We start from the raw sequence: 25,466 nt of genomic DNA, 5'->3' as shown, positions 1-25,466 counted from the left end.
GTCAGCGCAGGAAGTCCGGGATGTCGAGGCCGTCGCCGAACTCCTGGCCCGCGGGCTGGGACACCGGGACGGGCTCGGACACGACACGCTGCTCGGAGGCCTCGGTGCGCTCGGCGGGCTTGCTCGGGGCGGCCGGGGCCGACTCCTTCGCGGGCGCCTGCTGGTCGCGACCCCGCAGCGCGGGCTGGGCGGCGTCGCGCTGCTTCGGCTCGCCGCCGTCGAAGCCGGCGGCGATGACCGTGATGCGCACCTCGTCGCCGAGCGAGTCGTCGATGACCGTGCCGAAGATGATCTTGGCGTCGTCGTGGACGGCCTCCTGGACGAGCTCGGCGGCCTCGTTGATCTCGAACAGGCCGAGGTCGGAGCCACCCGCGATGGACAGCAGCACGCCGCGGGCGCCCTCGATGGAGGCCTCGAGCAGCGGGCTGGAGACGGCCAGCTCGGCGGCCGTGGCAGCACGGTGCTCGCCGCGCGCCGAGCCGATGCCCATGAGGGCCGAGCCGGCGTCGCTCATGATCGACTTCACGTCCGCGAAGTCGACGTTGATCAGGCCGGGCGTGGTGATGAGCTCGGAGATGCCCGAGACGCCCTGGTAGAGCACCTGGTCGGCCTGGCGGAACGCGTCCAGCAGACTGATGTTCTGGTCGCTGATCGAGAGCAGTCGGTCGTTCGGGATGACGATGAGGGTGTCGACCTCCTCGCGGAGTCGCTGCACGCCCACGTCCGCCTGGGCCGCGCGGTTGCGGCCTTCGAACTTGAAGGGTCGCGTGACGACCCCGATGGTGAGGGCGCCGAGCGAGCGCGCGATGCGCGCCACCACCGGAGCGCCGCCGGTGCCCGTGCCACCGCCCTCGCCCGCCGTGACGAAGACCATGTCGGCGCCCTTGAGGGCCGCCTCGATCTCCTCGGCGTGGTCCTCGGCGGCCTTCTTGCCGATCTCGGGATCGGCGCCGGCGCCGAGGCCTCGCGTGGAGTCGCGCCCCACGTCGAGCTTCACGTCGGCATCGGTCATCAGCAGCGCCTGGGCGTCGGTGTTGATCGCGATGAACTCCACACCCTTGAGCCCGGCCTCGATCATGCGGTTGACGGCGTTGACACCACCGCCGCCGATGCCGACGACCTTGATCACCGCAAGGTAGTTCTGGACCGCCATGTCGTCTTCCCCTTCGAAACCTTAACGTTCAAGTCGAGGCTTATAGTTATGTCAACCTCGTCGATGTCTTGACACTAGGTGGGTACGCCGGATCGATCTCGGACGACACGCCGCGCCGGCGGCGTGTTGTTCGTCTACTCGGGGGACGCGCGTCTACTCGAGCGTCGTCGGGCGCTCGGGCGCGCTGACGTCGTAGCTGCTGGCCTCGATCTGCAGCAGCGGTCGCAGGACGGCGAGCTTGGGCCCGGCCTCCTCCGCACTCCCCCACACGACCGTGCGGTCCCTCGTCAGCGCGAGCTCGATCGAGTCGCGCGTCTCGGCCGTGATGGCGTTCGTGTCGGCGAGCAGCTCGCGGTCGCCGTCGGCGATGTCGGCCGCCACGCGGGCGGTGGCCGCGACGACGCGGCGGTCGTCGGCGTCGACGTCCAGCTGCGGCAGGTGGCCCGGGCGCGAGTTCAGCGGCCGGTAGACCACGCCGGTCGCGTCGACGGCCCACGGCGTGCCCGAGCGGTCGACCCACGCCACGGCCGTGCGCTCGGTGACGACGATGCGGATCGTGTGCGGGAGGTCGCGCTCGACGCGCACCGACCGGACGGGCTTGAGCGCGGCGACCCGCTCCTCGATCGCGTCGGTGTCCACGCGCAGCACCGGCTCGCCGAGCGGCACCTGGGCGACGCGCACCACGCGCTCGACCGGGACGTGCTCGGTGCCGGAGACCGTGGTCTCGCGCGTCTCGAAGAGGCTCGAGAACCAGATCGCCCAGACCGCGCCCGCGACGAGGAGGACGAGCAGCACGATCCCCGCGATGCGCCAGCGCGACCTGCGCCGCTTGAGCCGGAGCTTCTCGCTGAAGCGGTCACTCATCGCCGGAGTCCCGCAGGAGGTCCAGCAGCGCCGGGCCCACGGTCGTGACGTCGCCGGCGCCGAGCGTCAGCACGAGGTCGCCCGGGCGCAGCATCGGCTGCAGGAACGCGGGCACGTCCTCGACCGGACCGCCCAGGTGGGCGTCCGGGCCGGCCGCGTCGACGACGAGGGCCGAGGTGACCGCGGGATCGGCGGCCTCGCGCGCGAGATAGAGGTCGGCCACCACGACGAGGTCGGCGGCGGCGAGCTCCTGGCCCATGCGCTCGCCGAACAGGCGGGTGCGGCTGACCAAGTGGGGCTGGAAGACCACGACGAGACGGTCGTCGCCGGCGAGCGCGCGGGCGGCAGCCAGATCGGCCGCGATCTCGGTGGGGTGGTGCGCGTAGGAGTCGACGACGCGCACTCCCCCGGCCTCGCCCTTGGGCTCCATGCGGCGCGCGGCCCCGGTGTAGCCCGCCAGGCCCTCGACCATCCCGGCGAGGTCGTGCCCCAGCTCGAGGCCGATGGCCAGCGCGAGCAGGGCGTCGGCGGCGTAGTGCCGTCCGGGGACGGCGAGGACGACCTCGGTGGGCTCCAGGCCCGGCACGTGGAGGGTGAAGCGGGTGGTCGAGCCAGCGACCTCGACGTCCGTGCCGCGGACGTGCGCGTCCTCGGCGAACCCGGCGGTGAGGATCCGCGGGCTGCTCACGGTGTCGCGCAGGCGACGGCAGCCGGGGTCGTCGGCCGAGACCACGACGACCTCGTCGACCGTGGCGGCGAACTGGGCGAAGGCGAGCTCGTACGCCTCGACCGTGCCCCACGTGTCGAGGTGGTCGGCGTCGATGTTCGTGACGACGGCGGCGTGCGGGCGGTAGTGCAGGAAGGCGCCGTCGCTCTCGTCGGACTCGACGACGAACTCGGGACCGGTGCCGCGGCGGGCGTTGGTGCCCAGCCCGGCGACCTCGGCCCCGATCGCGAACGACGGGTCGGCGCCGGCGCCGCGCAGCGCGAACGTCAGCATCGCGGTGGTGGTGGTCTTGCCGTGCGTGCCCGCGATCGCGATCCGGCGGTCGCCGAGCATCGTCGACATGAGGCCGGCCGAGCGCGGCCACAGGCGCAGGCCGCGGCGGCGCGCCTCGACGACCTCGGGGTTGTCCTCGGGCACCGCGGTGGACGCGATGACCGTGTCGCGGTCGGCCAGGTGCGCGGCGTCGTGACCGACGTGGCACGTGATGCCGGCGGCACGCAGACGGTCGAGCACGGCGGAGTCCTTGCCGTCGCTGCCGCTCACGTCGACGCCGGCCTCGTGCATCAGCAGGGCGATGGCCGAGAGCCCCGCGCCGCCGATGCCGATGAGGTGCACGCGGCCGAGCCGGTCGGCGGGCAGGACCTCGGACGGCAGGTCGATCCTCACCGGCCGGCCTCCCCCGCCTCGTGCACCATCTGCGCGAGACGCTCGGCGGCATCGCGCCGGACGATGCCGGAGGCGGCTTGCGACATGCGCTCGAGGCGCTCGGGCGAGGTGACGAGCGAGACGATCGCGCTGTCGACCCACGCCGGCGTGAACGCGCCGTCCTCGATCAGCAGCGCACCGCCGGCACCCACCACCGGGTGGGCGTTGAGGGCCTGCTCGCCGTTGCCGATCGGCAGCGGGACGAAGACGGCCGGCAGGCCGACGGCCGCGACCTCGGTGACGGTGTTGGCGCCCGAGCGGCACACCACCAGGTCCGCGGCGGCGTAGGCGAGGTCGATCCGGTCGATGTACTGCTCGACGACGTAGGGCGGGTCGTCCGCACGGCTGTCGAGCTCGACCTCCTCGGGACGACCGGCCGCGTGCAGCACCTGAATGCCGGCGTCGGCGAGGTCACGCGCGGCGGCGGCCATCGTGGTGTTGATGCGACGGGCGCCCTGCGAGCCTCCGGTGACCAGGATCGTCGGGCGATCGGGGTCGAGGCCGAAGTGCCGGCGGCCCTCGGCCCGCGAGGCGTACCGGTCGAGGTCGGCGATCTGCCGACGGATCGGCAGGCCCGTGTAGGTGCCGTGGCGCAGCTCGGTGTCGGGGAAGCTGGTCGCCACGTGACGGGTGAGGCGCGCGCCGAGCTTGTTCGCGATGCCGGGCAGCGCGTTGCCCTCGTGGACGACGAGGGGCAGCTTGCGCCTGCGGGCCGCGAGGTAGGCCGGCACCGAGACGTAGCCGCCGAAGCCGACGACGACGTCGGGACGGAACCGGTCGAAGACCTCGAGCGTGGCCGAGACCGAGCGGCGCAGGTTGGCGGGCAGCTTCACCAGGTCGGCGTTGGGGCGGCGCGGCAGCGGCACCGGCGGCACCAGCTCGAGCGCGTGGCCGGCCTGCGGGATCAGCGTGACCTCGAGGCCGCGCGGAGTGCCCAGGCAGACGATGTCGTCGCCCGCGTCGGCCAGGACCGCGGCGGTCGCGAGCAGCGGAGACGTGTGACCGGCGGTACCACCGCCGGCGAGCAGGACACGCATCGTCAGCGACCCGCCCGCTGCTTCTTGCGCGCCTTGGCACGACGCGAGACGGACAGGGCGCGGGCGGCGCCGGGTTCGGTGGTGGCGCAGTTGGCCAGGAGGCCCAGCGCGGCGAGTGTGGCGAGCATGCTGGAACCACCGTACGAGACGAGCGGAAGCGGCACGCCGATGACCGGCAGCAGGCCGAGCACCATGCCGATGTTGATGATCGCCTGCGTCGTGAGCCAGATCGTGATGCCGGCGGCGAGGTAGCGCGCGAAGCGGTCGCGGCTGCGGTGGGCGATGCGGAAGCCGGTGTACGCCAGCAGGCCGAACAGGGCCAGGATCACGAGGCTGCCGGCCAGGCCGAGCTCCTCGCCGATGACCGCGAGGATGAAGTCGGTGTGCGCCTCGGGCAGGGCGCCCCACTTCTGACGACTGCTGCCCAGGCCCAGGCCCCAGAAGCCCCCGCGGGCGAAGCCCATCATGGCCTTGATCGCCTGGTAGCCCGACTGCTCGGGATCGGCCATCGGGTTGAGGAACGACATGAAGCGGTCGACGCGGTGCTGCGCCGTGGCCACGAAGAACAGCAGCAGCACGACGAGGCCGGCGCCGAAGCCCAGCATCGGCTTGAGCGGCAGGCCGGCGACCCACAGCATGCCCGCGATGATCGCGAACAGGATGACCGCGGTGCCGAGATCCTTCTGGAACACGACGAGCGCCGAGACGGCTCCCGCGATCGGGACGACGGGCGTGATGACGAATCGCGGCGTGCCGAGGTGTCGGTGTCGGCGGGTGTAGAGGTCGGCGATCCACATCACGATCGCGAGCTTCGCGAACTCGGACGGCTGGAGGTTGAAGCCGGCGAACAGCGGGATCCAGTTCCGGTTGCCGTTGATGTCCATGCCCAGCGGCGTGAAGGTCAGCCCGATCAGCACGACGACCACGAGCAGGACGGGTCGCGACAGCTGGCGCACCCGCTCGAGCGGGATGCGCATCGCGATGACCATGCCCACGAGCCCGACGACAGCGAAGATCGCCTGGCGGCTGAAGATCTCGAAGGAGTTGCCGTAGACGCGCAGCGCGAACACCGAGCTGGCGCTGAGGACCATGATGAGACCGAGCCCAAGCAGCAGGCCGGTCGTGCCGAGCACGAGCTGGTACGACGCGAGCGGTCGCTCCAGCAGGTTCCGCACGGTCTCGAGCGTGCTCGACGACCGCCGAGAAGCGGTGGTACTCATGGCGTTCCTTCGGGGAAGAAAGGGAAACTGCTCCCCAGTGTGGCCCGTGGGACGGCGTGCCGCGTGGACCTCCGGGCGCGTGTCGCCGCGTCCGGCCGCGGGAGCGGTGAGTGGGGAACCGAACCCGGGGTGGGGCGGTGAGCCCTCAACCTGAACGGAGCCCCGAAGGGTTGACCGGTCACCGGCGGTCACCGGGAGTGGTTGACCACTCACCGCCTCCGAGCGGACCGGGGTCAGCCGAGGCGGTCGACGGCCTGCGCGAACGCGTCGCCGCGGTGGGCGTAGTCGCGGAACTGGTCCATCGAGGCGGCGGCGGGAGCGAGCAGGACGGTGTCGCCCGGACGGGCGTGGCGCCGGGCGGCGGTCGCGACGGCGTCCATCAGCGCGTCGGCGTCGTCGCCGTCGGCGAGCTCGACCGGCACGTCGGGCGCCTGGGCGGCCAGCTCGGCGGCGATGAGGTCGCGGTCGGCGCCGATGAGCACGGCGGCCCGCAGGTGCTCGCGGACGTCGCGGACCAGGTCGCCGTACGTGGCGCCCTTCGCCAGTCCCCCGGCGACCCAGACCACGTGGTCGAAGGCGCGCAGCGAGGCGCGAGCGGCGTGCGGGTTGGTGGCCTTGGAGTCGTCCACCCAGCGGACGCCGTCGCGCTCGGCGACCGTGCTGATCCGGTGAGGTCCGAGGCGGAAGGCGCGCAGGCCGTCGCGGACCGCGACCGGGGCGACCCCGTGGGCCCGCGCGAGCGCGGCGGCCGCGAGCGCGTTCTGCACGTTGTGCGGCGAGTCGTCGTCGAGGTCGGAGATCGAGGCCATCTCGGCGGCGCTCGTGGCGCGGGAGTCCACGAAGGCCCGATCGACCAGCAGGTCGTCGACGATGCCGACCATGCCGGGCTCGGGGATGCCCAGGGTGAACCCGATGGCGCGGGCGCCCTCGACCACGTCGGCCTCCTCGACCAGGTGCCTCGTGGCCTCGTCGGCCACGTTGTAGACGCACGCGCGCCGGACCTGCTCGTAGACCTTGCCCTTCGCGGCGGCGTAGGCCTGCGCCCCGCCGTGCCAGTCGTAGTGGTCGGGTGCGAGGTTCAGCACGGCGGCGGACTCGGCCGCCATCGACTGCGTCCAGTGCAGCTGGAAGCTGGAGAGCTCGACGGCCAGCACGTCGCGGCCCTCGGGGTCCATGACGGCCTCGAGGATCGGGGTGCCGACGTTGCCGACGGCCTGGGCGCGCAGCCCCGCCGCCTGCAGGATCGCCTCGAGCATCTGCACCGTGGTGGTCTTGCCGTTGGTGCCCGTGACGGCCAGCCACGGCGCGGGATCGGCGCCCCGCAGGCGCCAGGCCAGCTCGACCTCGCCCCAGACCGGGATGCCCCGGCCGGCGGCCTCGGCCAGCAGCGGCACGGTGGGGCGCCAGCCGGGTGACGTGATCACGAGGTCGACGTCCCGCGGCAGCTCGGCGGCGGTGCCGGGGCCCAGGCGCACGTCGGCACCCAGGACCTCGAGCAGCTGCGCCTGCTCCTGCCGGTGGGCGTCGCCCTCGGACTCGTCGAGCACGACGACGCTCGCACCGAGATGGTTCAGCGTGTCGGCGGCCGCGAAGCCGCTGACGCCGAAGCCGGCGACGACGGCGCGGACGCCCTCCCACGAGGAGTCGCGGTGCAGCGACGAGACGTCGCGCTCAGAAGGCACCGACGACCCATTCCCAGTAGAAGAGGCCGATGCCGGAGATCACGCAGATGCCGCTGATGATCCAGAACCGGACCACGATCGTGATCTCGGCCCAGCCCTTGAGCTCGAAGTGGTGCTGCAGCGGCGCCATCCGGAAGATGCGCTTGCCGCCGGAGAGCTTGAAGTACCCGACCTGCAGGATCACCGAGAAGGTGATGATGACGAACAGGCCGCCCAGCACGATGAGCAGCAGCTCGGTACGGGTCATCAGCGCGAAGCCGGCCATGAGGCCGCCGAGCGAGAGCGAGCCGGTGTCGCCCATGAAGATCTTGGCGGGCGAGGCGTTCCACCACAGGAAGCCGAAGCACGCGCCGGTGACGGCCGAGGCGACCACCGCGAGGTCGAGCGGGTCGCGCACCTCGTAGCACTTCGGGCCGGGGTCGAGCATGAAGCAGCTCTGGTTGGACTGCCAGACGTTGATGAGGATGAACGCACCGAAGACCATCACGGCGGCGCCGGTGGCCAGGCCGTCGAGGCCGTCGGTGAGGTTCACGCCGTTGCTGGCACCCGCGATCATCAGCAGCACCCACACGATCAGCAGCACCGTGGGCAGCTCCCACGACAGGTCGCGCGTGAACGAGATCGCGTGGGTGATCGGGGTCTGGCCGTTGTCGTTCTCCCAGCCGATCGCCAGGACGGCGAACACGAGGCCGACGAGGATCTGGCCCACCATCTTGGCCTTGCTGCGCAGACCCAGGTTGCGCTGCTTCGCGACCTTGATCCAGTCGTCGAGGAAGCCGATGGCGCCGAGGCCGACGAACAGGAAGAGCAGCAGCACCGCCGAGGCGCTGGGCTCGTAGCCGGTGACCAGCTTCGCGATGGCGTAGCCCAGCACCGTGCTGATGATGATGACGAGGCCGCCCATGGTGGGCGTGCCGCGCTTGACGTGGTGCGAGGTCGGACCGTCGTCGCGGATGAGCTGTCCGTAGCCCTTGGCCACGAGCACGGAGATCGCGAAACGGGTGCCGACGAGTGTGCCGACGAGTCCCACGACCCCTGCGATCAGTACGGCCAGCATCGCTTCCGTTCGTTCCTTCCGTGCGTGTCAGTTGCGCAGCAGCGCTTCGACGACCCGCTCCAGGCGGGCGCCCCTCGATGCTTTCACAAGCACCACGTCACCGGCATCCAGGCTCGCGGAGAGTGCGTCCACCGCTGCCTCGACATCGTCCATCTGGAGACCCGCCGACCCGGCTCCCCGGGCGATCTCGGCGGCTCCGGCACCGACCGCGATGACCCGGGCGATGCCGAGGTCGGCGGCGAGCCGGCCGATCCTGTGGTGCTGCGCGGGCGAGTCCTCGCCCAGCTCAAGCATCTCACCGAGCACGGCGACGCCGCGTCCCGGGGCCAGTCCTGCGAGGGTGCGCAGGGCCGCCGCCATGGACTCGGGGTTGGCGTTGTACGCGTCGTTGACGACGACGACTCCCCCGGCCGTCTCGTGGCGCTCCATCCGCATGGGCGAGGTGGCCGTCGCGGTGGTCAGCGCGTGCACGGCGGCCTCGACGGGCACGCCCAGGGCGGAGGTCGCGGCGACGGCCGCGACGGCGTTGATCGCGTGGTGCGCGCCCAGCTGCGGGACCGTGGCGTCGAGCGTGAGGCCGTCGGCCTCGACGACGAAGCGCGGGTGCCCGGCGTCGTCGAGGGTGACGTCGCCGACGAGGCGGACCTGCCCGGCCCGCCCGAAGGTCAGGACGCGACCGCGCGTGCGCGACGCCATCGCCGCGACGCGCTCGTCGTCGGCGTTGAGGACGGCCGTGCCGTGCTCGTCCAGCGCCTCGACGAGCTCGCCCTTGGCCTGGGCCGTGCGGTCGAGACCGCCGAACTCGCCCGCGTGGGCCGTGCCGACGTTCAGGACGACGGAGACGTCGGGCGGCGCGATCTCGCACAGCGTGGCGATGTGGCCGATCCCGCGGGCTCCCATCTCGAGCACGAGGTGGCGCGTGCCGGCGTCGGCGCGCAGCACGGTGAGCGGCACGCCGAGCTCATTGTTGAACGAGCCCTCGGGCGCGACCGTGGCGCCCTCGGTCCGGAGGACGTGCGCGACGAGGTCCTTGACCGAGGTCTTGCCCTGCGAGCCGGTGATGGCCACCACCCGCAGGTCGGTCTCGGACCTCAGCGACGCGAGCCGGTCGGCGGCGAGCCGGCCGAGCGCCCGGACGGGGTCGGCCACGATCACGTGAGGACCCGGCACCGCGCGCGTGGCGAGCGTGGCCACGGCTCCGCCCTCGAGGGCGGCCTCGACGTAGTCGTGCCCGTCCACGTGCTCGCCCGGGATCGCCACGAAGAGGCAGCCGGGCGTCACCCGGCGGGAGTCGATGGCGACGGGGCCCTCGACCGAGAGCGCGTCGTCGCCCTCGACGCGGCCGTCGGTGGCGACGGCGACCTGGGCCAGGGTGGTGGGGGTCACGAGGCGCCTCCGATCAGCTCGACGAGCACCTCGCGGTCGTCGAACGGGTGGACCACGTCGCCGACCTGCTGGCCGCGCTCGTGGCCCTTGCCCGCGACCACGACCGTGTCGCCGGTGCGCGCCTGTCCGACGGCCACCGCGATCGCCTCGCGTCGGTCGCCCACCTCGAGCACCTCGGCGGTGCCCCGCTCGGCGCCGGCCAGGACCTCGGCGCGGATCCGCGCCGGCTCCTCGCTGCGCGGGTTGTCGTCGGTGACGACCACCAGGTCGGCGAGCCGCGCCGCGACCTCGCCCATCAGCGGTCGCTTGCCGCGGTCGCGGTCGCCCCCGGCGCCGATCACGACGATCAGCCGACCCGCGGTGACGGGTCGCAGTGCGGCCAGGACGGCCTCGACCGCCTCGGGCTTGTGGGCGTAGTCGACGACGGCCGTGAAGGGCTGGCCCGCGTCGACGCGCTCCATCCGGCCCGGCACGCCCCGCGCGGAGGCGACGCCGCGGACGAGCTCACGCAGGTCGTGGCCCTCCCCCGCCAGCGCCACGATCGCGGCGACGGCGTTGGAGACGTTGAAGGCGCCGGCCAGCGGCACGGACAGCTCGGTCTCGGTGCCGTCGGGCGAGATCAGTGTGACGTCGCTGCCGAGGCGGTGCGAGCGCACGTTCACCGCACGCCAGTCGGCGGGCGCCCCCTCGGTGGAGAAGGTCGTGACCGGGAGCACGGTCTGCTGCGCGAGCCGGCGCCCGTGCGCGTCGTCGAGGTTGATCACGGCGCGGCGGGCGTGCTCGGGCGTGAAGAGCTCGGCCTTCGCGGCGAAGTACGACTCGAGGTCGTGGTGGAAGTCCAGGTGGTCGCGACCGAGGTTGAGGAACACCGCGGCGTCGAGCACGAAGCCGTCGACGCGTCCCTGCACGATGGCGTGGCTCGAGACCTCCATCGCGCACGCGGCGACCTGCTCCTCGGCCATGACGGCGAACAGCGCCTGCAGGGCGGGGGCCTCGGGGGTGGTCAGGCTGCTGGCCGCCGGGCGTCCCGCGATGCGGGTGCCGATCGTGCCGATGACGGCCGAGCGCGACTCCCCCAGCGCGGCCTCGGCGAGGTACGTGGTCGTGGTCTTGCCCTGCGTGCCCGTGACGCCGACGGTGGTGAACCGGCTGCTGGGCCGGTCGTAGAACCGCGCGGCGAACGCGGCGAGACCGCGTCGCGGCTCCTCGACGACGACCCGCGGGACGTCGCCCGGCAGCGTCGCGGCGCCCTCGGCGTCGGTGAGGATCGCCACGGCCCCGGCCTCGAGCGCCTGGGGCGCGAACCGGGCGCCGTGCGTGCTGGCACCGGGCAGCGCGGCGAACAGGTCGCCGGCCACGACGTCGCGGGTGGAGAGGCTGATCCCGGTGACGCTCGCGTCGCCTTCGGCCGTCGCCCCGGACCACGCCGCGGCCACCTCGGCGAGGGACCACGTGGGCGTGTCGAACGGCCTGACCCTCATCTCGTCCACCCGCCCCAACCTACCGGGCGGCACGACGGCTACCAGTCCTGCTTGATCTTGGGCGGCTTGGCGCCCGTGGGCGTCACGCCGAAGCGCTCCAGGGCCATCGACATGATGTCGTGGAACACCGGGCCGGCCATCGAGCCACCACCGGCGTTGCGCGGGGGCTTGTCGATCACGACGTAGGTGATGAAGCGCGGGTTGTCCGCCGGCGCGAAGCCCATGAACGAGATCGTGTTCTGGCCCCGCACGTACTTGCCGGTGGTGGGGTTGACGCGCCAGGCGGTGCCGGTCTTGCCGGCCACGCGGTAGCCCTCGATCTGCGCGGCGGGCGCCGTGCCGTCGTCGGCCGTGACGGCCTCCATCATGCGGGTGACCTCGGACGCGGCCTCGCGGGAGACGACCCGGCGCGACTCGCCCGGATCGGTCTTCTCGACCGAGCCGTCGGCCTTCGTCAGCGAGTCCACGACCCGCGGCGTGCACATGACGCCGCCGTTGGCGATCGCACCGACCGCGCGGATCATCTGGATCGCGTTGACCGAGACGCCCTGTCCGAACGAGGTCGTGGCGTGCTTGGCCTTCGTCCAGTCGCGCGCCGGGGAGACGATGCCCACCGACTCCTCGGGCAGGTCGATGCCGCTGTGGGCGCCGAAGCCGAACTTGCGCAGGTACGAGTAGAACGTCGAGTCCGACATCTGCTCGGCCGCGACGATCGTGCCGAGGTTCGAGGACTTCGCGATGACGCCCGCAGCCGTCAGCCGGATCGCGCCGTGCTGCCAGTAGTCGCCGATCGGGAAGCCGTCGATGACCATGCCCGACGGCACCTTGATCCTGGTGTCGGCGGTGACCTTGCCCTGGTCGGCCAGCGCCGCCATGGTGATCGTCTTCATGACCGAGCCGGGCTCGAAGACGTTCGACACCGCGCGGTTGACGAGCGTGCCGTCGTTGACGCCGGCGCGACTGTCGGGGTTGAACGTGGGCGCCTGCGAGAGCTGCACGATCTGGCACGTGCGGACGTCCATCGTGATCGCCAGGCCGTAGTCGGCACCGGCGGAGCTGACGACGTCGCGCAGGCGCTGGTCGGCGTACCACTGCAGGTCACGGTCGATCGTGGTGTTGACGTTCGCGCCCGGCACCATCTCCTCGACCGTGGAGTCGGCCATCGGGATGCGCTGGCCGGTCGTGGAGACCTCGTACGTCGACGAGCCGTCCTTGCCGGTGAGCTGCTGGTCGTACTGCATCTCGAGGCCGGCGATGCCCTTGCCGTTCTCCTCGGTGATGCCCAGGACGTTCGCCGCGAGCGAGCCGCCCGGGTAGCTGCGCAGGCTCTCCGTCTCGGTGAACACGCCGGTGTAGCCGGCCTCGGCGACGGCCTTCACCGCCTTGCGGGCCTCGTACGCCGGCAGGTCCTTCGCGAGGAAGACGTAGCGCGACTTCGGCGTGCGCAGCTTCTGGATCGTGTCGAAGTAGTCGATCTCGTCGCCGAGCTTCTCGTGCAGGATGCGCGCGATCTCGGGGGCCTTCTCGGCCGTCATCGACGGATCGCCCGTGATCGTGAGTCCGTCGGTGCTGGTGACCAGCTCCTCGCCGTTGCGGTCGACGATGTCGCCTCGGGGCGCGGGCACGACGGCCTTGCGCGTGCCGGCCTCGACGGCCATCGCCGCGTACGCCTTCGAGTCGACCGCCTGGATTTGGAACAGGCGGCCGGCGAAGAGCAGGAAGAGGCCGAGCACGCAGACCACGAGGACCCGCAGCCGGTTCCGGGTGACCGAGACGGGCATCAGCCGGCCCTCCTGACGTTCGTGTCGGGCTCGGCCGGGACCGGCTCGCCGATGACCTTGCCGTCGGCGAGGCGCAGGAAGACGGGGTTGGCGTTGGGGACCATGCCCTCGCTCAGGGCGCGGTCGGCCAGGCCCGACGGGCTCTGCATGCGGTCCACCTCGGCGGCGAGCTGCTCCTTCTGCGCCTGCAGGAGGGTGGCGCGCTGCTGCAGGTCGTCGATCTTGAACGACTGGGCCTGCATGGCGGTGCTCAGCAGGATCAGGCCGACGAGGCCCGCGGCCAGGACGGACAGCACGACGACGACGAAGGGCGCCCGGCGCGCGCGGACGCGGACCGGGCCGACCAGCTTCAGCCCGACGTCACGCGCGTCACGACCGCGCGCGGCGATGCCGGACGCGAGCGCGGACGATCGCGCGGCGGCCGTGCGACTGAGGGCACGGGGGGAGGTGGCGGTGCTCATCGGGTCTCTCGCTGGGCGTCGTTCATGCGGCGATCCGTTCGACAGCGCGCATCCGGACCGAACGCGCGCGGGGGTTGTCGGTGATCTCGTCCTCGCCGGCCAGCTCGGCTCCCCGGGTCAGGGAGCGGAAGCGGGCCTGCATGGACTCGGGCACCACGGGAAGGTCCCGCGGAGCCGTGCTCGTGGTGGCGGAGGTGAACACGCGCTTGGTGATCCGGTCCTCCAGGGAGTGGTACGACAGGACGACGACGCGCCCGCCGACCGAGAGCAGGTCCAGCGCCGCCGGCAGCGCCCGCCGGTAGACGCCGAGCTCGTCGTTGACCTCGATCCGCAGCGCCTGGAACGTGCGCTTGGCGGGGTTGCCGCCCGTGCGCCGCGCCGGGGCCGGGATGCAGCGGCGGATCAGCTCGACGAGCTGCTCGCTGCGCTCGAACGGACGCTGCTCGCGCTCGGCGACGATCTCCCTGGCGATGCGGCGGGCGAACTTCTCCTCGCCGTACTCGCGCAGGATCCGCGCCAGGTCGTCCTCGGCGTAGGTGTTGAGCACGCCGGCCGCCGTGAGGTCGTCCTCGGAGTTCATCCGCATGTCCAGCGGCGCGTCCTGCGCGTAGGCGAAGCCGCGGTCCGCCAGGTCGAGCTGCATCGAGGAGACGCCGAGGTCGAACAGGACCCCGTCGACGCTCGTGCGGCCCGAGTCGTGCACGACCTCGGCGATCTCGTCGTAGACCGCGTGCGCGGCCTCGAAGCGGTCACCGAACGGAGCCAGTCGCTCCCCCGCACGGCGCAGGGCCTCGGGGTCACGATCGATGCCGATGACGTGCAGGCTCGGGTAGCGGTTCAGGAGCGCCTCGGTGTGCCCGCCCAGTCCGAGCGTGGTGTCGACGACGACCGGCCGGTCACGTCCCTCCACGACGGGGGTGAACTCCGACACGACGCGGTCCAGCATCACCGGGACGTGCCGCGCGCTCATGCCAGCGTCCCGGTCACCGACGGCGCGCCGATGGGGCCCGATCCCCGCCTGCAGAGTTCTGACGCCGGGGAAGTGACGTCAGAACCCCTCAGGCGGGCATCGCGCCCCACCGCGGGAGTGCTCAGAAGATCCCGGGGAAGATCTCCTCCGACAGGTCGGCGAAGCCCTCCTCGTGCTCGTCGGAGAAGTCGTTCCACTTCGCCGAGTCCCAGATCTCGAACCGCTCGCCCGTGCCCACGACCGTGCAGTCGCGGTCCAGGCCGGCCCAGTCGCGCAGCAGCTGCGACACGGGCACGCGTCCCTGCTTGTCCGGCGTCTCGTGCGCCGCACCGCCGAAGAGCATGCGGATGAAGTTGCGCGCCTGTCGGTTCGTGAACGACGCCTGCCGCGCCCGCTCGGAGAACTCGTCGAAGGCCTCGGGCGTCCAGCCGTAGATGCAGTGCTCCTGACCACGCGTCAGCACCACGCCGTCCGTCAGCAGCGGTCGGAACTTCGCCGGCAAGAAGAGCCTGCCCTTCTCGTCGAGGCGAGGCGTGAACGTGCCGAAGAAGTGCGTCGATGCCGGTGCGGCCATCGCGTCCTCCCTGCTCCACGTCGCTCTCCCTCGAGGTCGAAGTCCGGTGTTTCCACCACTACGCCCCACCTTAACCCACAACGCTCCACCATCCACCCTGATTTCGTCAAGAGTCAGGCGTGTCGCGTGGGACGAGAGCGCAAAAGGCCCGCCATCTCAGCGATGGCGGGTCGGTGGAGGGAAGTGGGGGGAATTCAGCCGCTGGTGGAGCGAAGGGGGGCGAGAACGACGAAGACCCCGCCGATCGGCGGGGTCTCGTGGACGGTGGGGCGCGGTGGAGCGATCAGATGCCGTCGTCCTGACGGCGCTGCCAGCGCTCCTCCATGCGCTCGACGAACGAGCCGGAGCCCTTCGGCGAGCTGGGCGCGGGGCCGCTGGGCTCCTGGGCGCCGCTGATCCCGCGTCGCCAGGCACGGACGAAGAAGTAGGCGGCCGCCACCATGGCGACGAAGCCGAGTGCGCCGACCCAGGTCATCTTGGACACGGCTCCGCCCAGCAGCATGGCGATGCCGGCGAGGAAGCCCACGACACAGATGGCCGCGACACGACGGTTGTGCGCGATCAACTTGGAGCCGCGCAGCGTGGACGCGAACTCGGGATCCTCTGCGGCCAGCGACTGCTCCAACTGGGCGAGCAGCCGGGCCTCTTCGTCCGACAGTGGCACGGTGACTCCTTGGTCAGGGGTGTGAGGTCGATTCTAGGCGGGCCATGGTCTGCAAACCAGCCGAACGTCCAGCGAACTGCGGAATCCGGCGGATCGAGCGCTCGAGGGCGAAGAGCTCCTCGCGGGCACCGGCCGATCCGTCGACCACGACCCCCGGCACGTCGTCGCTCAGGGCCCGCACGCCCTGGCTCAGGACCGGGGTCAGTCCGTGGTCGACGAGCAGGTCCTCGAGCTCCTCGGCGAACCAGCGTCGCGGGCCGAGCCCTGCGAGGTCCCACGAGGCGTCGGGAGCGGCCTCGACGAGGGCGGTGGCACCGGCGAAGTCGCCCGCCGCGGCTCGCGCCGCGACCGCCGCGACGCGGCCGGGGACGATCACGCTCAGCCAGCCGCCGGGGCGCAGCACCTCGCGCGCCGCGGCCACGGCCTGGCCGGGATCGTCGACGTGCTCCAGCACGCCGTGACAGATCACGACGTCGACACTGGCGGCCGCGACGTGCTCCGCCAGGTCGGCGGAGTCGCCGAGTCGGCCCTCGACCTCGACGCCGGCCTCGGCTGCGCGGCGGGCGGAGGCGGCCAGGGCGTCAGGGCTGGGATCGACCACGACGACGCGATGACCGAGCGCGGCGACGCGCACGGCGTCCGAGCCGGTGCCGCCACCGAGGTCGAGCACGTCGAGGGATCCGGAGCCGTCAGGGGCCGCGCCGGCCTGCACCAGCGCGTCGAGCACGGACTGCCACGCCAGCACGCCACGGATCGGACCCATGACGTCACCTTCCCACAGGGGAGGTGGCGCAGCGCCTCGCGGTACGGTCGCGGCATGGATCTGGCGGCCCTCGTCTTCGCCACGGGATGGGCCAGCGGCGTCAACGCCTGGGCCACCGTGGCGGTGCTCGGGATCGTGGCGCGCGCCGGCGGCTCGGAGTGGGTGCCGGCCGGATTCGGCGACTGGTGGGTCATCGGGCTGAGCCTGGGCATGTTCGCGATCGAGTTCGTCGTGGACAAGGTGCCGTGGCTCGACTCGGCCTGGGACGGCGTCTCCACGGTCGTCCGTCCGGCGATCGGCGCGGTCGTGGCGTGGAAGCTGGCCGAGCACGGCGGCACGCTCGACCCGGCGCTGCTCGCGGCGCTCGGCGGCGGCACCGCGCTGGCCTCCCACGGAGTGAAGGCCGGCGTGCGCGCGGCGGCGAACACCTCCCCCGAGCCGTTCTCCAACGCCGCGCTGAGCACCGGCGAGGACCTGAGCGTCGTGGCCGTCGTGCTGCTGGCGCTCGCGCACCCGTGGGTCGCCCTCGTCGTCACGGCGGTCGCGCTGGTCCTCGGCGTCTCCCTCTTCCTGTGGCTGTGGCGCGCGATCAGGCGCTCCCGCGCCCGGCGGCGCGAGCGGAGGGGCTGAGCGTGGCCCGGATCATCGTCGTCGGCAGCGGCTTCGCCGGACTGTCCGCCGCCGCCCGGCTGGCGAAGCTGCGGCATCAGGTCACCGTGCTCGAGCGCGACGGCGAGGCGGGCGGGCTGCTGCTCGGCCGCCCGATCGGCGGCGCCCGGTGGGCCGCCGGGCCCGACGGCGTGACCCTGCCCGGCGTCTTCCGCGATCTCTTCCGCAAGTCCGGTCGACCGATGGACGCCCTCATCGCGATCTCCCCCGCGGGACCGCGCCGTCACGTCGTGGCCGGCCGCTGGCCCGGCCGGGGCCTCGAGCTCGACCTGCCCTTCGGTACCCGGGGCGCCCAGCACGACGCGGTGACCACGGCGCTCGGCTCGGACCTTTGGTCACCGTGGGTGGACGAGCTCGCCGACCCGTGGGACGCCGTCCGCCGCACCGTGTTCGAGGCGGCGCACCCGTTCGGCGCGCCCGCCCCGGAGGTGCCGCTCGCGGACGTCTCCCTCGAGCGGCTGGTCCGTCCCGTGCGCGACGCACGGCTGCGTCGCGTGGGTGCCGAGCTCGGGTGGGTCGACCAATCGGGCCCGTCGGTGCTGGCGGTCTGGCACTACGTCGAGCGCAACTTCGGCCGGTGGCGGTTCGACGGCGGCAGCGCCGGACTCGCGGCCGCACTGCTGAAGCGGCTCGGTGAGCGACGGGTCACCGTCGAGACCGGCGTCGAGGTGGTCGAGCCCGCGGCGGCCTCCGGTGTCGTCGACGGCGTCGTGCTCGCCGACGGATCCGTGCGCGAGGCCGACCTGGTCGTGTGGGCCGCCGGCTCCGAGACCTCCGGCGCGCGCACCCTCACCGCCGTGCGGCTCGACGGGGCCGTGGCGGCCGACGACCTCGTCGTGCACGGTCGCGACGTGGTGCGCGGCTGGCGCTCGGGCGACGACGGCTGGGTGCTCGAGGCGCCGACCGGCACGGACCCGCTCGAGGTGCTCGCCCGGCACGGCCACGACCTGCGGCCCCACGTGACATGGCGCGAGAGCGTGCCCGCTCCCCCGGCCGTCTCCGACCTGCCCCTCCCGGCCCGCAGCCCGCGCGAGGGCCTGTGGCTCGTCGGCGCGGCGGCCGCGCCCGGCGCCGGCCTCGAGATCACCGGCATGGGCACCGCCGCCCTGGCGGCCCACCTCGGCGCCGTGCCGCGCTAGGCGAGGATTCCCCGGTCAACCGGGGAATCCGTCACCTTGCGGGGAGAACTTCCCCCGCATCGTGGCGGGAAACCCCGCTCGGTCGGCTCAGACGAGGCCGTCGGCGCGGAGCTGCTCGAAGATCTCGCGCGTCGCGGGCGAGCGGTTGAGCGTCATGAAGTGCAGTCCGGGGGCGCCGCCGGCGAGCAGATCGCGGCACAGCTGGGTGGCCAGCTCGATGCCCTTGGCGCGCACGGCGGCGCGGTCGTCGGCGATCGGCTCGATCTGGTCGAGCACCTCGCGCGGCATGTCGGCGCCGGAGAGCTCGGCCATGCGGGCCACCTGGCCGAAGTTCAGGATCGGCATGATGCCCGGCACGATCGGCAGGTCGCAGCCGCGGTCGCGCACGCGGCGGACGAGGCCGAAGTAGTCGTCGGCGCGGAAGAACAGCTGCGAGATCGCGAAGGACGCGCCGGCGCGCGACTTGGCCACGAGCACGTCGGCGTCCTCGTCGAGGCCGCCACAGTCGGGGTGACCCTCGGGGAACGCCGCCACGCCGACGGAGAGCCCGCCTACCTCGCGCACGAGGTCGACCAGCTCGATCGCGTGGCTCATGCCGTCGGGGTGCGGCTCCCACGGAGCGCGCGGGCCTCCGGCCGGATCGCCGCGCAGGGCCAGCACGTGCTGGACGCCCGCCGCGACGTACTGCTTGAGCACCGTCTCGATCTCGCCGCGGCTCTGCCCCACGAGCGTGAGGTGACCGACGGGCGGCATCGACGCCTCGCGGGCGATCCGCTCGGTGATCCGCACGGTGCGGTCCTGGCTGGTGCCGCCGGCGCCGTAGGTGACCGAGACGAACGTCGGCTCGAGCGGCGAGAGGTCGTCGATCGTGCGCCACAGCTGCGCCTCGCCCTCGTCGTCCTTCGGCGGGAAGAACTCGAACGACACGGCCGGCCGGTCCGAGGCGAGCGCCTGCAGGATCGGGTCGTGGGACGCGGCGTCGGGGGAAGCGGGCATGGTCCCAACGGTATCGTCACGGACGTGAACAGCCCGGCAGCCGATTCCACCTTTCGGACAGCTGTCGCTCGACAGCTGGACTCCTTCGTCGGCGAGCAGCGGCGACTGCTGACCGATCTCGATCCCGCGGTGGGCGACCTCGTCGACGCCGCCGTCGACTTCACCGCCGGTGGCAAGCTGCTCCGGCCCACCTTCTGCCACGCCGGCTGGCTCCTCGCCGGCGGCGCCCCCTCGGACGAGCGCATCGCCGCGGCGGGCGCGGCGTTCGAGTGGCTCCAGGGCAGCGCGCTGGTCCACGACGACTTGATGGACGGCTCCGACACCCGGCGCGGCCGCCCCAGCGTGCACCGCGACTTCGAGGCGCGGCACGTCGCGGCCGGCGGTCACGGCGAGGCCCACGAGTACGGGGCCCGCGTGGCGATCCTCGTCGGCGACCTCATGCTGTCGTGGGCCGACGAGCAGCTGCGTCGAGCCGAGCCCGACGCCCGCGCCGCGCGACTGTGGGACGCGTGCAAGTCCGAGGTCGTCTCGGGCCAGTTCCTCGACGTCCTCGCGCAGACCCGCGACCGGCTCGACGTCGCCAGCGCGATGCACGTGATCCGCTTCAAGTCCGCCAAGTACACGATCGAGCGGCCCCTCCACGTGGGCGCGGCGCTGGCCGGCGGCGACGATGACCTGCTGGGCCGGCTGACCGAGGTCGCGCTGCCGCTCGGCGAGGCATTCCAGCTGCGCGACGACGTCCTGGGCGTCTTCGGCGACCCGGCCGACACCGGCAAGCCGATCGGCGACGACCTGCGCGAGGGCAAGCGCACCGTCCTGGTCGCCCGCACCGCTGACGCGGTCGGCCACGAGCGCGTCCTGGCGCTCCTCGGCACCCAGGAGGGCGTCGCCGAGCTGCACGACCTCATCGAGTCCAGCGGGGCCCTCGAGCAGGTCGAGGCCGACATCGACCGGCTCGTCGAGCAGTCGCTGCGCGCCATCGCCCGGATCGGCCCGTCGGCCGGTCCGGTGCTCGAGCCGCTGGTCGACGCGGCCATCCGACGCGTCCGCTGATCCGAGGGAGCACGGGTGCTGGGGGCCCAGCCCTTAGAATCGAGGTGTCCCAGGAGGCGAGCATGACGGTCACGGACGACGACGCACTGGTCGGGCGCACGCTCGACCAGCGTTACGTGATCCATGAGCGCATCGCCCGGGGCGGCATGGCGAGCGTCTTCCGCGCCACCGATCTGCGGCTCGACCGGATCGTCGCGGTCAAGATCATGCACCCCGACACCGACCTCGAGGACACCCCCGAGCGGTTCGTGCGCGAGGCCCAGTCGGCGGCGAAGCTCAACCACCGCGGCATCGTCTCGGTCTACGACCAGGGTGTCGACGGCGAGACGATCTACCTCGTCATGGAGTACGTCCCGGGTCGCACCCTGCGCGACGTGCTGCGCGAGGAGGCGCCGATGGCGCCACGGCGGGCGCTGTCCTACCTCGAGCCCGTGCTGATGGCGCTCTCGGCGGCCCACGACGCCGGCCTGATCCACCGCGACATCAAGCCCGAGAACGTGCTGATCTCCACCACCGGCGAGGTCAAGCTGGCCGACTTCGGGCTGGCCCGCGCGATCTCCAACGACTCGACCTTCGACGGCGTCCTCGTCGGCACCGTGTCCTACCTGGCGCCCGAGGTCATCACCCACCAGGGCGCCGACGCCCGCACCGACGTCTACGCGTGCGGCGCGATGCTCTTCGAGATGCTCACGGGCTCCAAGCCCCACACGGGCGACTCGCCGCTGGCCGTAGCCCACCAGCACGTCAACGAGGACGTCGCGCCGCCCTCCACGCTGCAGCCGGGCATCCCGCCCTACCTCGACGCTCTGGTGCGTCGCGCCATGACGCGCGACCGCGAGCGCCGCTCCCCCGACGCCCGCGTCCTGCTGCACCAGCTGCGCCAGGTCCAGCGCGCCCTGGCCGCCGGTCTCGCCGACGATCCCGAGCTGACGCAGGACCTGCTCCCGGGCTCGGGGCCCACGCCGGTCGTCGCGCCCGTCCTCGACGGCCCACCCGCGGACGTCGAGATGACCGCGCCGGTCACCTCGCTGTGGGACGTCGGCCAGGACCAGCCCACCACCGCCGTCACCGAGCCCACCACCACGTTCGGCGGTCCGGTCGCGCCTGCCGCGGTCGACCGTCCTTCCGAGGCCGAGCCCGCCCCGGCGGGCCGGCGTCGTCGCGGTCCGGTCCTGCTCCTCGTGGCGCTCGCCGCGCTGGCCGCCACCGCCCTGCTCGGCTGGTACCTGGCGATCGGCCGCTACGAGACCGTGCCGAACCTCGTCTCGCTCGACCAGGCCGAGGCCGTCAAGACCGCCGAGGCCGCCGGCTTCACCACCGAGCTGGGCGAGCCCGCCTTCTCCGAGGTCGTCGAGAAGGGCGCCGTGGTCTCGTCGGACCCCGACGCCGGGTCGCGTGCCCTGCCCGACGACGTCATCACGCTCGTCGTCAGCAAGGGCAAGGAGCGCTACGAGATCCCGAACATCCAGGGCCGCTCCGTGTCCGAGGCCGAGACCATCCTGGGCTCGCTGAACCTGCGCGTCGGCGAGGTCACCCAGGCCTTCAGCGACAAGGTCCCCACCGACGGGATCATCAAGTCCTCGAGCCACAAGGTCGGCGACCAGGTGAAGCGCGACACCGCCGTCGACCTCGTCGTCAGCAAGGGCCCCAAGCCCATCACGATCACCGACTACACCGGCCAGGCGGCCGACGACGCCTCCGCCGCCCTCGAGGACGCCGGCTTCGTCGTCCGCGAGGTCGAGCAGTTCAGCGACAGCGTCAAGAAGGGCGTGGTCATCTCGCAGACCCCGTCGGCAGGCACTGGGGTGCGCGGCGACACGATTGCGCTCACGGTCTCCAAGGGACCCGAGCTCGTCGCGGTGCCCGACCTGCGCGGCATGACCGAGGACGAGGCCCGCGCGGCCGTCACCGCGCTCGGCCTGAAGCTGAACGCCGCGAAGAACCCGTTCTCGGGCGACGACGCCCGCGTCCAGTACCAGATGACGACCGTGGGCAAGAAGGTCAAGCCCGGCTCGACCGTCACCGTGTTCCTCTCCTGACCTCGCGCCGGGGCGCGAGGTCAGGAGAGGAATCAGGAGCGGCCGGCGAGCATCTCGGCGACGAGGAAGGCCAGCTCCAGCGACTGCGCCCGGTTCAGGCGCGGGTCGCACAGCGTCTCGTAGCGGTGCTCCAGGTCCTGGGCCGACAGGCGCATGCCGCCGCCGAGGCACTCGGTGACGTCGTCGCCGGTGAGCTCGACGTGCAGGCCGCCGGGCCACGTGCCGAGGGCGCGGTGGACCTCGAAGAAGCCCCGGACCTCGTCGATGACGGCGTCGAACTCACGCGTCTTGTAGCCGTTGTCGGTGGCGAACGTGTTGCCGTGCATGGGATCGGTGACCCACGCGACCTGCGCGCCCGCGGCCGTGACCTTCTCCACGAGCGTGGGCAGCAGGTCACGGATCTTCTCGGCGCCGAAGCGGGTGATGAACGTGATCTTGCCCGGCACGTGGTCGGGGTTGAGCTTCTCGTAGAGCGCGAGCGCGTCGTCGGCCGTGCTGGTGGGACCGAGCTTCACGCCGATCGGGTTGGCGATGCGGCTCAGCAGCTCGACGTGGGCGCCGTCCAGCTGGCGCGTGCGCTCGCCGATCCACACGAAGTGGCCCGAGACGTCGTACGGGCGGTCGGTGCGCGAGTCGATGCGCGTCAGCGCGTGCTCGTACTCCAGCACGAGGGCCTCGTGGGAGGAGTAGAAGTCCACGGTGTGCAGCTCGTCGGGATCGGCGCCGATGGCCTCCATGAAGGCCAGGGCGCGGTCGATCTCGTCGCCGATGCGCTCGTAGCGCTCGCGCACGGGGCTGTTGCGCACGAAGTCCGTGTTCCACGAGTGCATCTGGCGCAGGTCGGCGTAGCCGCCGGTGGTGAAGGCGCGCGCGAGGTTCAGCGTGGCGCTCGAGGCGTGGTAGACGTCGAGCAGGCGCTGCGGATCGGGGTGACGCGCCTCGGGGGTGAAGTCGAACCCGTTGACCGCGTCGCCGCGGTAGGCCGGCAGCGTGACGCCGTCGCGCGTCTCGGTGTCGCTCGAGCGCGGCTTGGCGTACTGGCCGGCCAGGCGGCCGACCTTCACGACCGGGACGCTCGCGGCGTAGGTCAGGACGACGGCCATCGACAGCAGCACGCGCAGCTTGTTGCGCACGTTCTCGGCGGTGACGCCCTCGAACGTCTCGGCGCAGTCGCCGCCCTGGAGCAGAAAGGCCTCGCCGCGTGCCACGGCCGCCATCTTGTCGCGCAGCGAGTCGCACTCGCCCGCGAAGACCAGCGGGGGCATCTTCCGCAGCTTCTCGACGGCGGCGTCGCGCGCATCGAGATCGGGGTACGTGGGCTGCTGCGCAGCACCGATCGCACGCAGTTCTTCAAGGCTGGGAATGCTCACCAAGAAAGGATACGCGACCGGTTCCCGCGCCCCCGACGACGTCCGCATGCAGGACGGGACAGCCCTACTCGGCGATCTCCTCCCAGACCTCGTCGGCCTCGGCGCGGTCGCGCTCCTTGGCGGCCTGGCGCTCCAGCTCCTTGTCGCGCTTCTTCGCGTCGGGCGCGTAGAGGTCGACGTACTCCTGGCCCGAGAGGTTCATGATCTCGTAGAGGATCTCGTCGGTGATCGCGCGCAGGATGTAGCGGTCGTCCTGCATGCCCTCGTAGCGGCTGAAGTCCAGCGGCTTGCCGAAGCGCACCCCGGGCCGGGCGTAGCGCCCCACGATCTTCCCGGGAGGCGCGACGACGTCGGTGTTGATGACGGCGACGGGGATGACCGGGACCTTGGCCTCGAGGGCGAGGCGGGCCACGCCGGTGCGGCCGCGGTAGAGCTTGCCGTCGTGCGACCGGGTGCCCTCGGGGTAGATGCCGCAGACCTCGCCCTCGGCGAGCAGGCGCAGCTGGGTGCGGATCGCGCCGGCGGCGGCGCTGCCGCTGCTGCGGTCGATCGGGACCTGGCCCGAGCCGGAGAAGAAGGAGCGCTGCAGGAAGCCCTTGAGACCGGTGCCCTCGAAGTACTCGGCCTTGGCCACGAAGGTGACGCGGCGCGGGATCACCAGCGGCATGAACAGCCAGTCGCTGTACGACAGGTGGTTGCTGGCCAGGATCACCGCGCCCTCGCGCGGGACGTTCTCGGTGCCCTCGGCCCACGGCCTGAAGATCAGCTTGAGCACCGGACCCAGAGCCAGGAACTTGAGGAACCAGTAGAACACGCACGAGACATTACCGCGCCGCTGTCCGACCGGACGTGACATGGGGCACCATGGCGTCATGTCCGAGTCCCTCGCCCCCGGCACGTCACCCGTCCGTCCCGGTGCCGAAGCGTTCTTCTCCCCCGGCGGCCGTGTGGGCGTCCTGCTGAGCCACGGCTTCACCGGCTCGCCCGCCTCGATGACGCCGTGGGGCCGGCTGCTGGCCGAGGCCGGACACACGGTGTCGGTGCCGCGGCTGCCCGGGCACGGCACCACGTGGCAGGAGATGAACACGACGACGTGGCGTGACTGGTACGGCGAGGTCGACACCGCGCTGACCGACCTGCGCGAGCAGTGCGACTGGGTGGCGGTGTGCGGGCTGTCGATGGGTGGCGCGCTGGCGCTGCGGCTGGCCGAGCAGCGACCCGACGAGGTCGACGCGCTCGTGCTGGTGAACCCCGCGATCGCGCTCAAGCGTCTCGACCTCAAGCTGGTGCCCCTGCTGAGCCGCGTGCTGCCGTCGATCGGCGGCGTGTCCAACGACATCAAGAAGCCGGGCCAGGACGAGATCGCCTACAGCCGCACGCCGCTGAAGGCGCTCGCCTCGCAGCTGCAGCTGTGGCGCGACGTGCGCGAGAACCTCGACCGCGTCACCGCTCCCCTGCTGGTGTTCCGGTCCACCGACGACCACGTGGTCGACGAGACCACCGTCGGCCTGGTCATGGAGGGCGTCTCCTCCGGCGAGCGCGAGCTGGTCGAGCTGAACGACAGCTTCCACGTCGCGACGCTCGATCACGATGCGGAGTTCATCATGGAGAGGTCGGCACAGTTCATCGCCGACCACGCGCCCGGCGCGTGAGCCGCTCCACCGTCCCGAGGAGG

At 72.3% G+C, this 25,466-nt stretch carries 23 protein-coding genes; 5 read left to right on the top strand and 18 right to left on the bottom strand.

Annotated elements, in window-relative coordinates:
• Window position 1 precedes the first annotated feature (1 nt).
• The 15 genes from ftsZ to BJ975_RS05005 all read right to left on the bottom strand — a co-directional run bounded on the left by ftsZ (window position 2) and on the right by BJ975_RS05005 (window position 16,525).
• Window positions 2–1,153, bottom strand: coding sequence for a cell division protein FtsZ (gene ftsZ / locus BJ975_RS05075; protein WP_179424106.1), 1,152 nt, complete (start codon window positions 1,151–1,153; stop codon window positions 2–4).
• A 153-nt stretch (window positions 1,154–1,306) separates the two neighbouring features.
• Complete coding sequence (locus BJ975_RS05070; RefSeq protein ID WP_179424105.1) at window positions 1,307–2,017, bottom strand: cell division protein FtsQ/DivIB; 711 nt, start codon at window positions 2,015–2,017, stop codon at window positions 1,307–1,309.
• The gene (gene murC, locus BJ975_RS05065) at window positions 2,010–3,410 is read right to left on the bottom strand and encodes a UDP-N-acetylmuramate--L-alanine ligase (protein ID WP_179424104.1); all 1,401 of its coding nucleotides are present in this window, start codon (window positions 3,408–3,410) and stop codon (window positions 2,010–2,012) included. Before murC ends, BJ975_RS05070 begins: the two co-directional genes overlap by 8 nt.
• The gene (gene murG, locus BJ975_RS05060) at window positions 3,407–4,486 is read right to left on the bottom strand and encodes an undecaprenyldiphospho-muramoylpentapeptide beta-N-acetylglucosaminyltransferase (RefSeq protein ID WP_179424103.1); all 1,080 of its coding nucleotides are present in this window, start codon (window positions 4,484–4,486) and stop codon (window positions 3,407–3,409) included. The genes murC and murG overlap by 4 nt, the downstream gene beginning before the upstream one ends.
• Before the next feature lie 2 nt (window positions 4,487–4,488).
• A complete protein-coding gene (gene ftsW, locus BJ975_RS05055) occupies window positions 4,489–5,706 on the bottom strand; it encodes a putative lipid II flippase FtsW (RefSeq protein WP_179424102.1) in 1,218 nt (405 codons plus the stop codon).
• A 233-nt stretch (window positions 5,707–5,939) separates the two neighbouring features.
• Complete coding sequence (gene murD, locus BJ975_RS05050) at window positions 5,940–7,388, bottom strand: UDP-N-acetylmuramoyl-L-alanine--D-glutamate ligase (RefSeq protein ID WP_317628322.1); 1,449 nt, start codon at window positions 7,386–7,388, stop codon at window positions 5,940–5,942.
• A complete protein-coding gene (gene mraY, locus BJ975_RS05045) occupies window positions 7,378–8,445 on the bottom strand; it encodes a phospho-N-acetylmuramoyl-pentapeptide-transferase (RefSeq protein WP_179424101.1) in 1,068 nt (355 codons plus the stop codon). The genes murD and mraY overlap by 11 nt, the downstream gene beginning before the upstream one ends.
• A 27-nt stretch (window positions 8,446–8,472) precedes the next feature.
• A complete protein-coding gene (locus BJ975_RS05040; RefSeq protein WP_179424100.1) occupies window positions 8,473–9,831 on the bottom strand; it encodes a UDP-N-acetylmuramoyl-tripeptide--D-alanyl-D-alanine ligase in 1,359 nt (452 codons plus the stop codon).
• Window positions 9,828–11,312: a UDP-N-acetylmuramoyl-L-alanyl-D-glutamate--2,6-diaminopimelate ligase gene (locus tag BJ975_RS05035; protein WP_179428031.1), complete on the bottom strand. Its 1,485-nt coding sequence runs from the start codon at window positions 11,310–11,312 to the stop codon at window positions 9,828–9,830. Before BJ975_RS05035 ends, BJ975_RS05040 begins: the two co-directional genes overlap by 4 nt.
• Window positions 11,313–11,350: 38 nt before the next feature.
• Complete coding sequence (locus BJ975_RS05030) at window positions 11,351–13,093, bottom strand: peptidoglycan D,D-transpeptidase FtsI family protein (protein ID WP_179424099.1); 1,743 nt, start codon at window positions 13,091–13,093, stop codon at window positions 11,351–11,353.
• Window positions 13,093–13,554 (bottom strand): hypothetical protein, encoded by a 462-nt coding sequence (locus BJ975_RS05025; protein WP_179424098.1) that lies wholly within the window; start codon window positions 13,552–13,554, stop codon window positions 13,093–13,095. Before BJ975_RS05025 ends, BJ975_RS05030 begins: the two co-directional genes overlap by 1 nt.
• Window positions 13,555–13,576: 22 nt before the next feature.
• Window positions 13,577–14,524: a 16S rRNA (cytosine(1402)-N(4))-methyltransferase RsmH gene (rsmH, locus tag BJ975_RS05020; protein WP_179424097.1), complete on the bottom strand. Its 948-nt coding sequence runs from the start codon at window positions 14,522–14,524 to the stop codon at window positions 13,577–13,579.
• A 121-nt stretch (window positions 14,525–14,645) separates the two neighbouring features.
• A complete protein-coding gene (mraZ, locus tag BJ975_RS05015) occupies window positions 14,646–15,098 on the bottom strand; it encodes a division/cell wall cluster transcriptional repressor MraZ (protein WP_179424096.1) in 453 nt (150 codons plus the stop codon).
• 283 nt (window positions 15,099–15,381) lie between these two features.
• Window positions 15,382–15,762: a DUF3040 domain-containing protein gene (locus BJ975_RS05010; RefSeq protein ID WP_179424095.1), complete on the bottom strand. Its 381-nt coding sequence runs from the start codon at window positions 15,760–15,762 to the stop codon at window positions 15,382–15,384.
• A gap of 13 nt (window positions 15,763–15,775) precedes the next feature.
• Window positions 15,776–16,525: a class I SAM-dependent methyltransferase gene (locus BJ975_RS05005; RefSeq protein ID WP_179424094.1), complete on the bottom strand. Its 750-nt coding sequence runs from the start codon at window positions 16,523–16,525 to the stop codon at window positions 15,776–15,778.
• 54 nt (window positions 16,526–16,579) lie between these two features.
• Here BJ975_RS05005 and BJ975_RS05000 point away from each other — a divergent pair, with 54 nt between their 5' ends.
• Together BJ975_RS05000 and BJ975_RS04995 are read left to right on the top strand one after the other, a co-directional pair.
• Window positions 16,580–17,155 (top strand): DUF4126 domain-containing protein, encoded by a 576-nt coding sequence (locus BJ975_RS05000; protein WP_179424093.1) that lies wholly within the window; start codon window positions 16,580–16,582, stop codon window positions 17,153–17,155.
• Between the two features lie 2 nt (window positions 17,156–17,157).
• Complete coding sequence (locus BJ975_RS04995; protein WP_179424092.1) at window positions 17,158–18,333, top strand: FAD-dependent oxidoreductase; 1,176 nt, start codon at window positions 17,158–17,160, stop codon at window positions 18,331–18,333.
• Window positions 18,334–18,420: 87 nt separating this feature from the next.
• On the opposite strand, the gene metF is transcribed toward BJ975_RS04995, so the two are convergent.
• Window positions 18,421–19,329, bottom strand: coding sequence for a methylenetetrahydrofolate reductase [NAD(P)H] (gene metF, locus BJ975_RS04990; RefSeq protein WP_179424091.1), 909 nt, complete (start codon window positions 19,327–19,329; stop codon window positions 18,421–18,423).
• A 24-nt stretch (window positions 19,330–19,353) separates the two neighbouring features.
• On the opposite strand from metF, the gene BJ975_RS04985 reads away from it, so the two are divergent.
• Complete coding sequence (locus BJ975_RS04985; RefSeq protein ID WP_179424090.1) at window positions 19,354–20,382, top strand: polyprenyl synthetase family protein; 1,029 nt, start codon at window positions 19,354–19,356, stop codon at window positions 20,380–20,382.
• A gap of 62 nt (window positions 20,383–20,444) precedes the next feature.
• Window positions 20,445–22,421, top strand: a complete 1,977-nt coding sequence (pknB, locus tag BJ975_RS04980) for a Stk1 family PASTA domain-containing Ser/Thr kinase (protein WP_179424089.1) — start codon at window positions 20,445–20,447, stop codon at window positions 22,419–22,421.
• A gap of 32 nt (window positions 22,422–22,453) precedes the next feature.
• On the opposite strand, the gene BJ975_RS04975 is transcribed toward pknB, so the two are convergent.
• The gene (locus BJ975_RS04975; RefSeq protein ID WP_395487640.1) at window positions 22,454–23,791 is read right to left on the bottom strand and encodes a class II 3-deoxy-7-phosphoheptulonate synthase; all 1,338 of its coding nucleotides are present in this window, start codon (window positions 23,789–23,791) and stop codon (window positions 22,454–22,456) included.
• Between the two features lie 64 nt (window positions 23,792–23,855).
• Entirely contained in the window at window positions 23,856–24,647 is a 792-nt protein-coding gene (locus BJ975_RS04970; protein ID WP_179424087.1) for a lysophospholipid acyltransferase family protein, read from the bottom strand.
• Between the two features lie 16 nt (window positions 24,648–24,663).
• On the opposite strand from BJ975_RS04970, the gene BJ975_RS04965 reads away from it, so the two are divergent.
• Entirely contained in the window at window positions 24,664–25,443 is a 780-nt protein-coding gene (locus tag BJ975_RS04965; protein WP_179424086.1) for an alpha/beta hydrolase, read from the top strand.
• Window positions 25,444–25,466 lie beyond the last annotated feature (23 nt).

The sequence above is a fragment of the Aeromicrobium tamlense genome, from assembly GCF_013408555.1.
Taxonomy (GTDB): Bacteria; Actinomycetota; Actinomycetes; order Propionibacteriales; family Nocardioidaceae; genus Aeromicrobium; species Aeromicrobium tamlense.
The sequence above is the reverse complement of the archived record's forward strand: the minus strand, read 5'-3'. Positions and strand labels throughout refer to the sequence as shown.

Excerpts from the sequence above, each read along its gene's own strand:
- BJ975_RS05035 (WP_179428031.1), bottom strand. The coding sequence starts at position 11,312 with ATGAGGGTCAGGCCGTTCGACACGCCCACGTGGTCCCTCGCCGAGGTG.
- rsmH (WP_179424097.1), bottom strand. The coding sequence starts at position 14,524 with ATGAGCGCGCGGCACGTCCCGGTGATGCTGGACCGCGTCGTGTCGGAG.
- metF (WP_179424091.1), bottom strand. The coding sequence starts at position 19,329 with ATGCCCGCTTCCCCCGACGCCGCGTCCCACGACCCGATCCTGCAGGCG.
- BJ975_RS04965 (WP_179424086.1), top strand. The coding sequence starts at position 24,664 with ATGTCCGAGTCCCTCGCCCCCGGCACGTCACCCGTCCGTCCCGGTGCC.
- BJ975_RS05005 (WP_179424094.1), bottom strand. The coding sequence starts at position 16,525 with ATGGGTCCGATCCGTGGCGTGCTGGCGTGGCAGTCCGTGCTCGACGCG.
- BJ975_RS05025 (WP_179424098.1), bottom strand. The coding sequence starts at position 13,554 with ATGAGCACCGCCACCTCCCCCCGTGCCCTCAGTCGCACGGCCGCCGCG.
- ftsW (WP_179424102.1), bottom strand. The coding sequence starts at position 5,706 with ATGAGTACCACCGCTTCTCGGCGGTCGTCGAGCACGCTCGAGACCGTG.
- BJ975_RS05030 (WP_179424099.1), bottom strand. The coding sequence starts at position 13,093 with ATGCCCGTCTCGGTCACCCGGAACCGGCTGCGGGTCCTCGTGGTCTGC.
- ftsZ (WP_179424106.1), bottom strand. The coding sequence starts at position 1,153 with ATGGCGGTCCAGAACTACCTTGCGGTGATCAAGGTCGTCGGCATCGGC.
- mraY (WP_179424101.1), bottom strand. The coding sequence starts at position 8,445 with ATGCTGGCCGTACTGATCGCAGGGGTCGTGGGACTCGTCGGCACACTC.
- BJ975_RS04970 (WP_179424087.1), bottom strand. The coding sequence starts at position 24,647 with ATGTCACGTCCGGTCGGACAGCGGCGCGGTAATGTCTCGTGCGTGTTC.
- BJ975_RS05000 (WP_179424093.1), top strand. The coding sequence starts at position 16,580 with ATGGATCTGGCGGCCCTCGTCTTCGCCACGGGATGGGCCAGCGGCGTC.
- murG (WP_179424103.1), bottom strand. The coding sequence starts at position 4,486 with ATGCGTGTCCTGCTCGCCGGCGGTGGTACCGCCGGTCACACGTCTCCG.
- BJ975_RS05070 (WP_179424105.1), bottom strand. The coding sequence starts at position 2,017 with ATGAGTGACCGCTTCAGCGAGAAGCTCCGGCTCAAGCGGCGCAGGTCG.
- mraZ (WP_179424096.1), bottom strand. The coding sequence starts at position 15,098 with ATGGCCGCACCGGCATCGACGCACTTCTTCGGCACGTTCACGCCTCGC.
- pknB (WP_179424089.1), top strand. The coding sequence starts at position 20,445 with ATGACGGTCACGGACGACGACGCACTGGTCGGGCGCACGCTCGACCAG.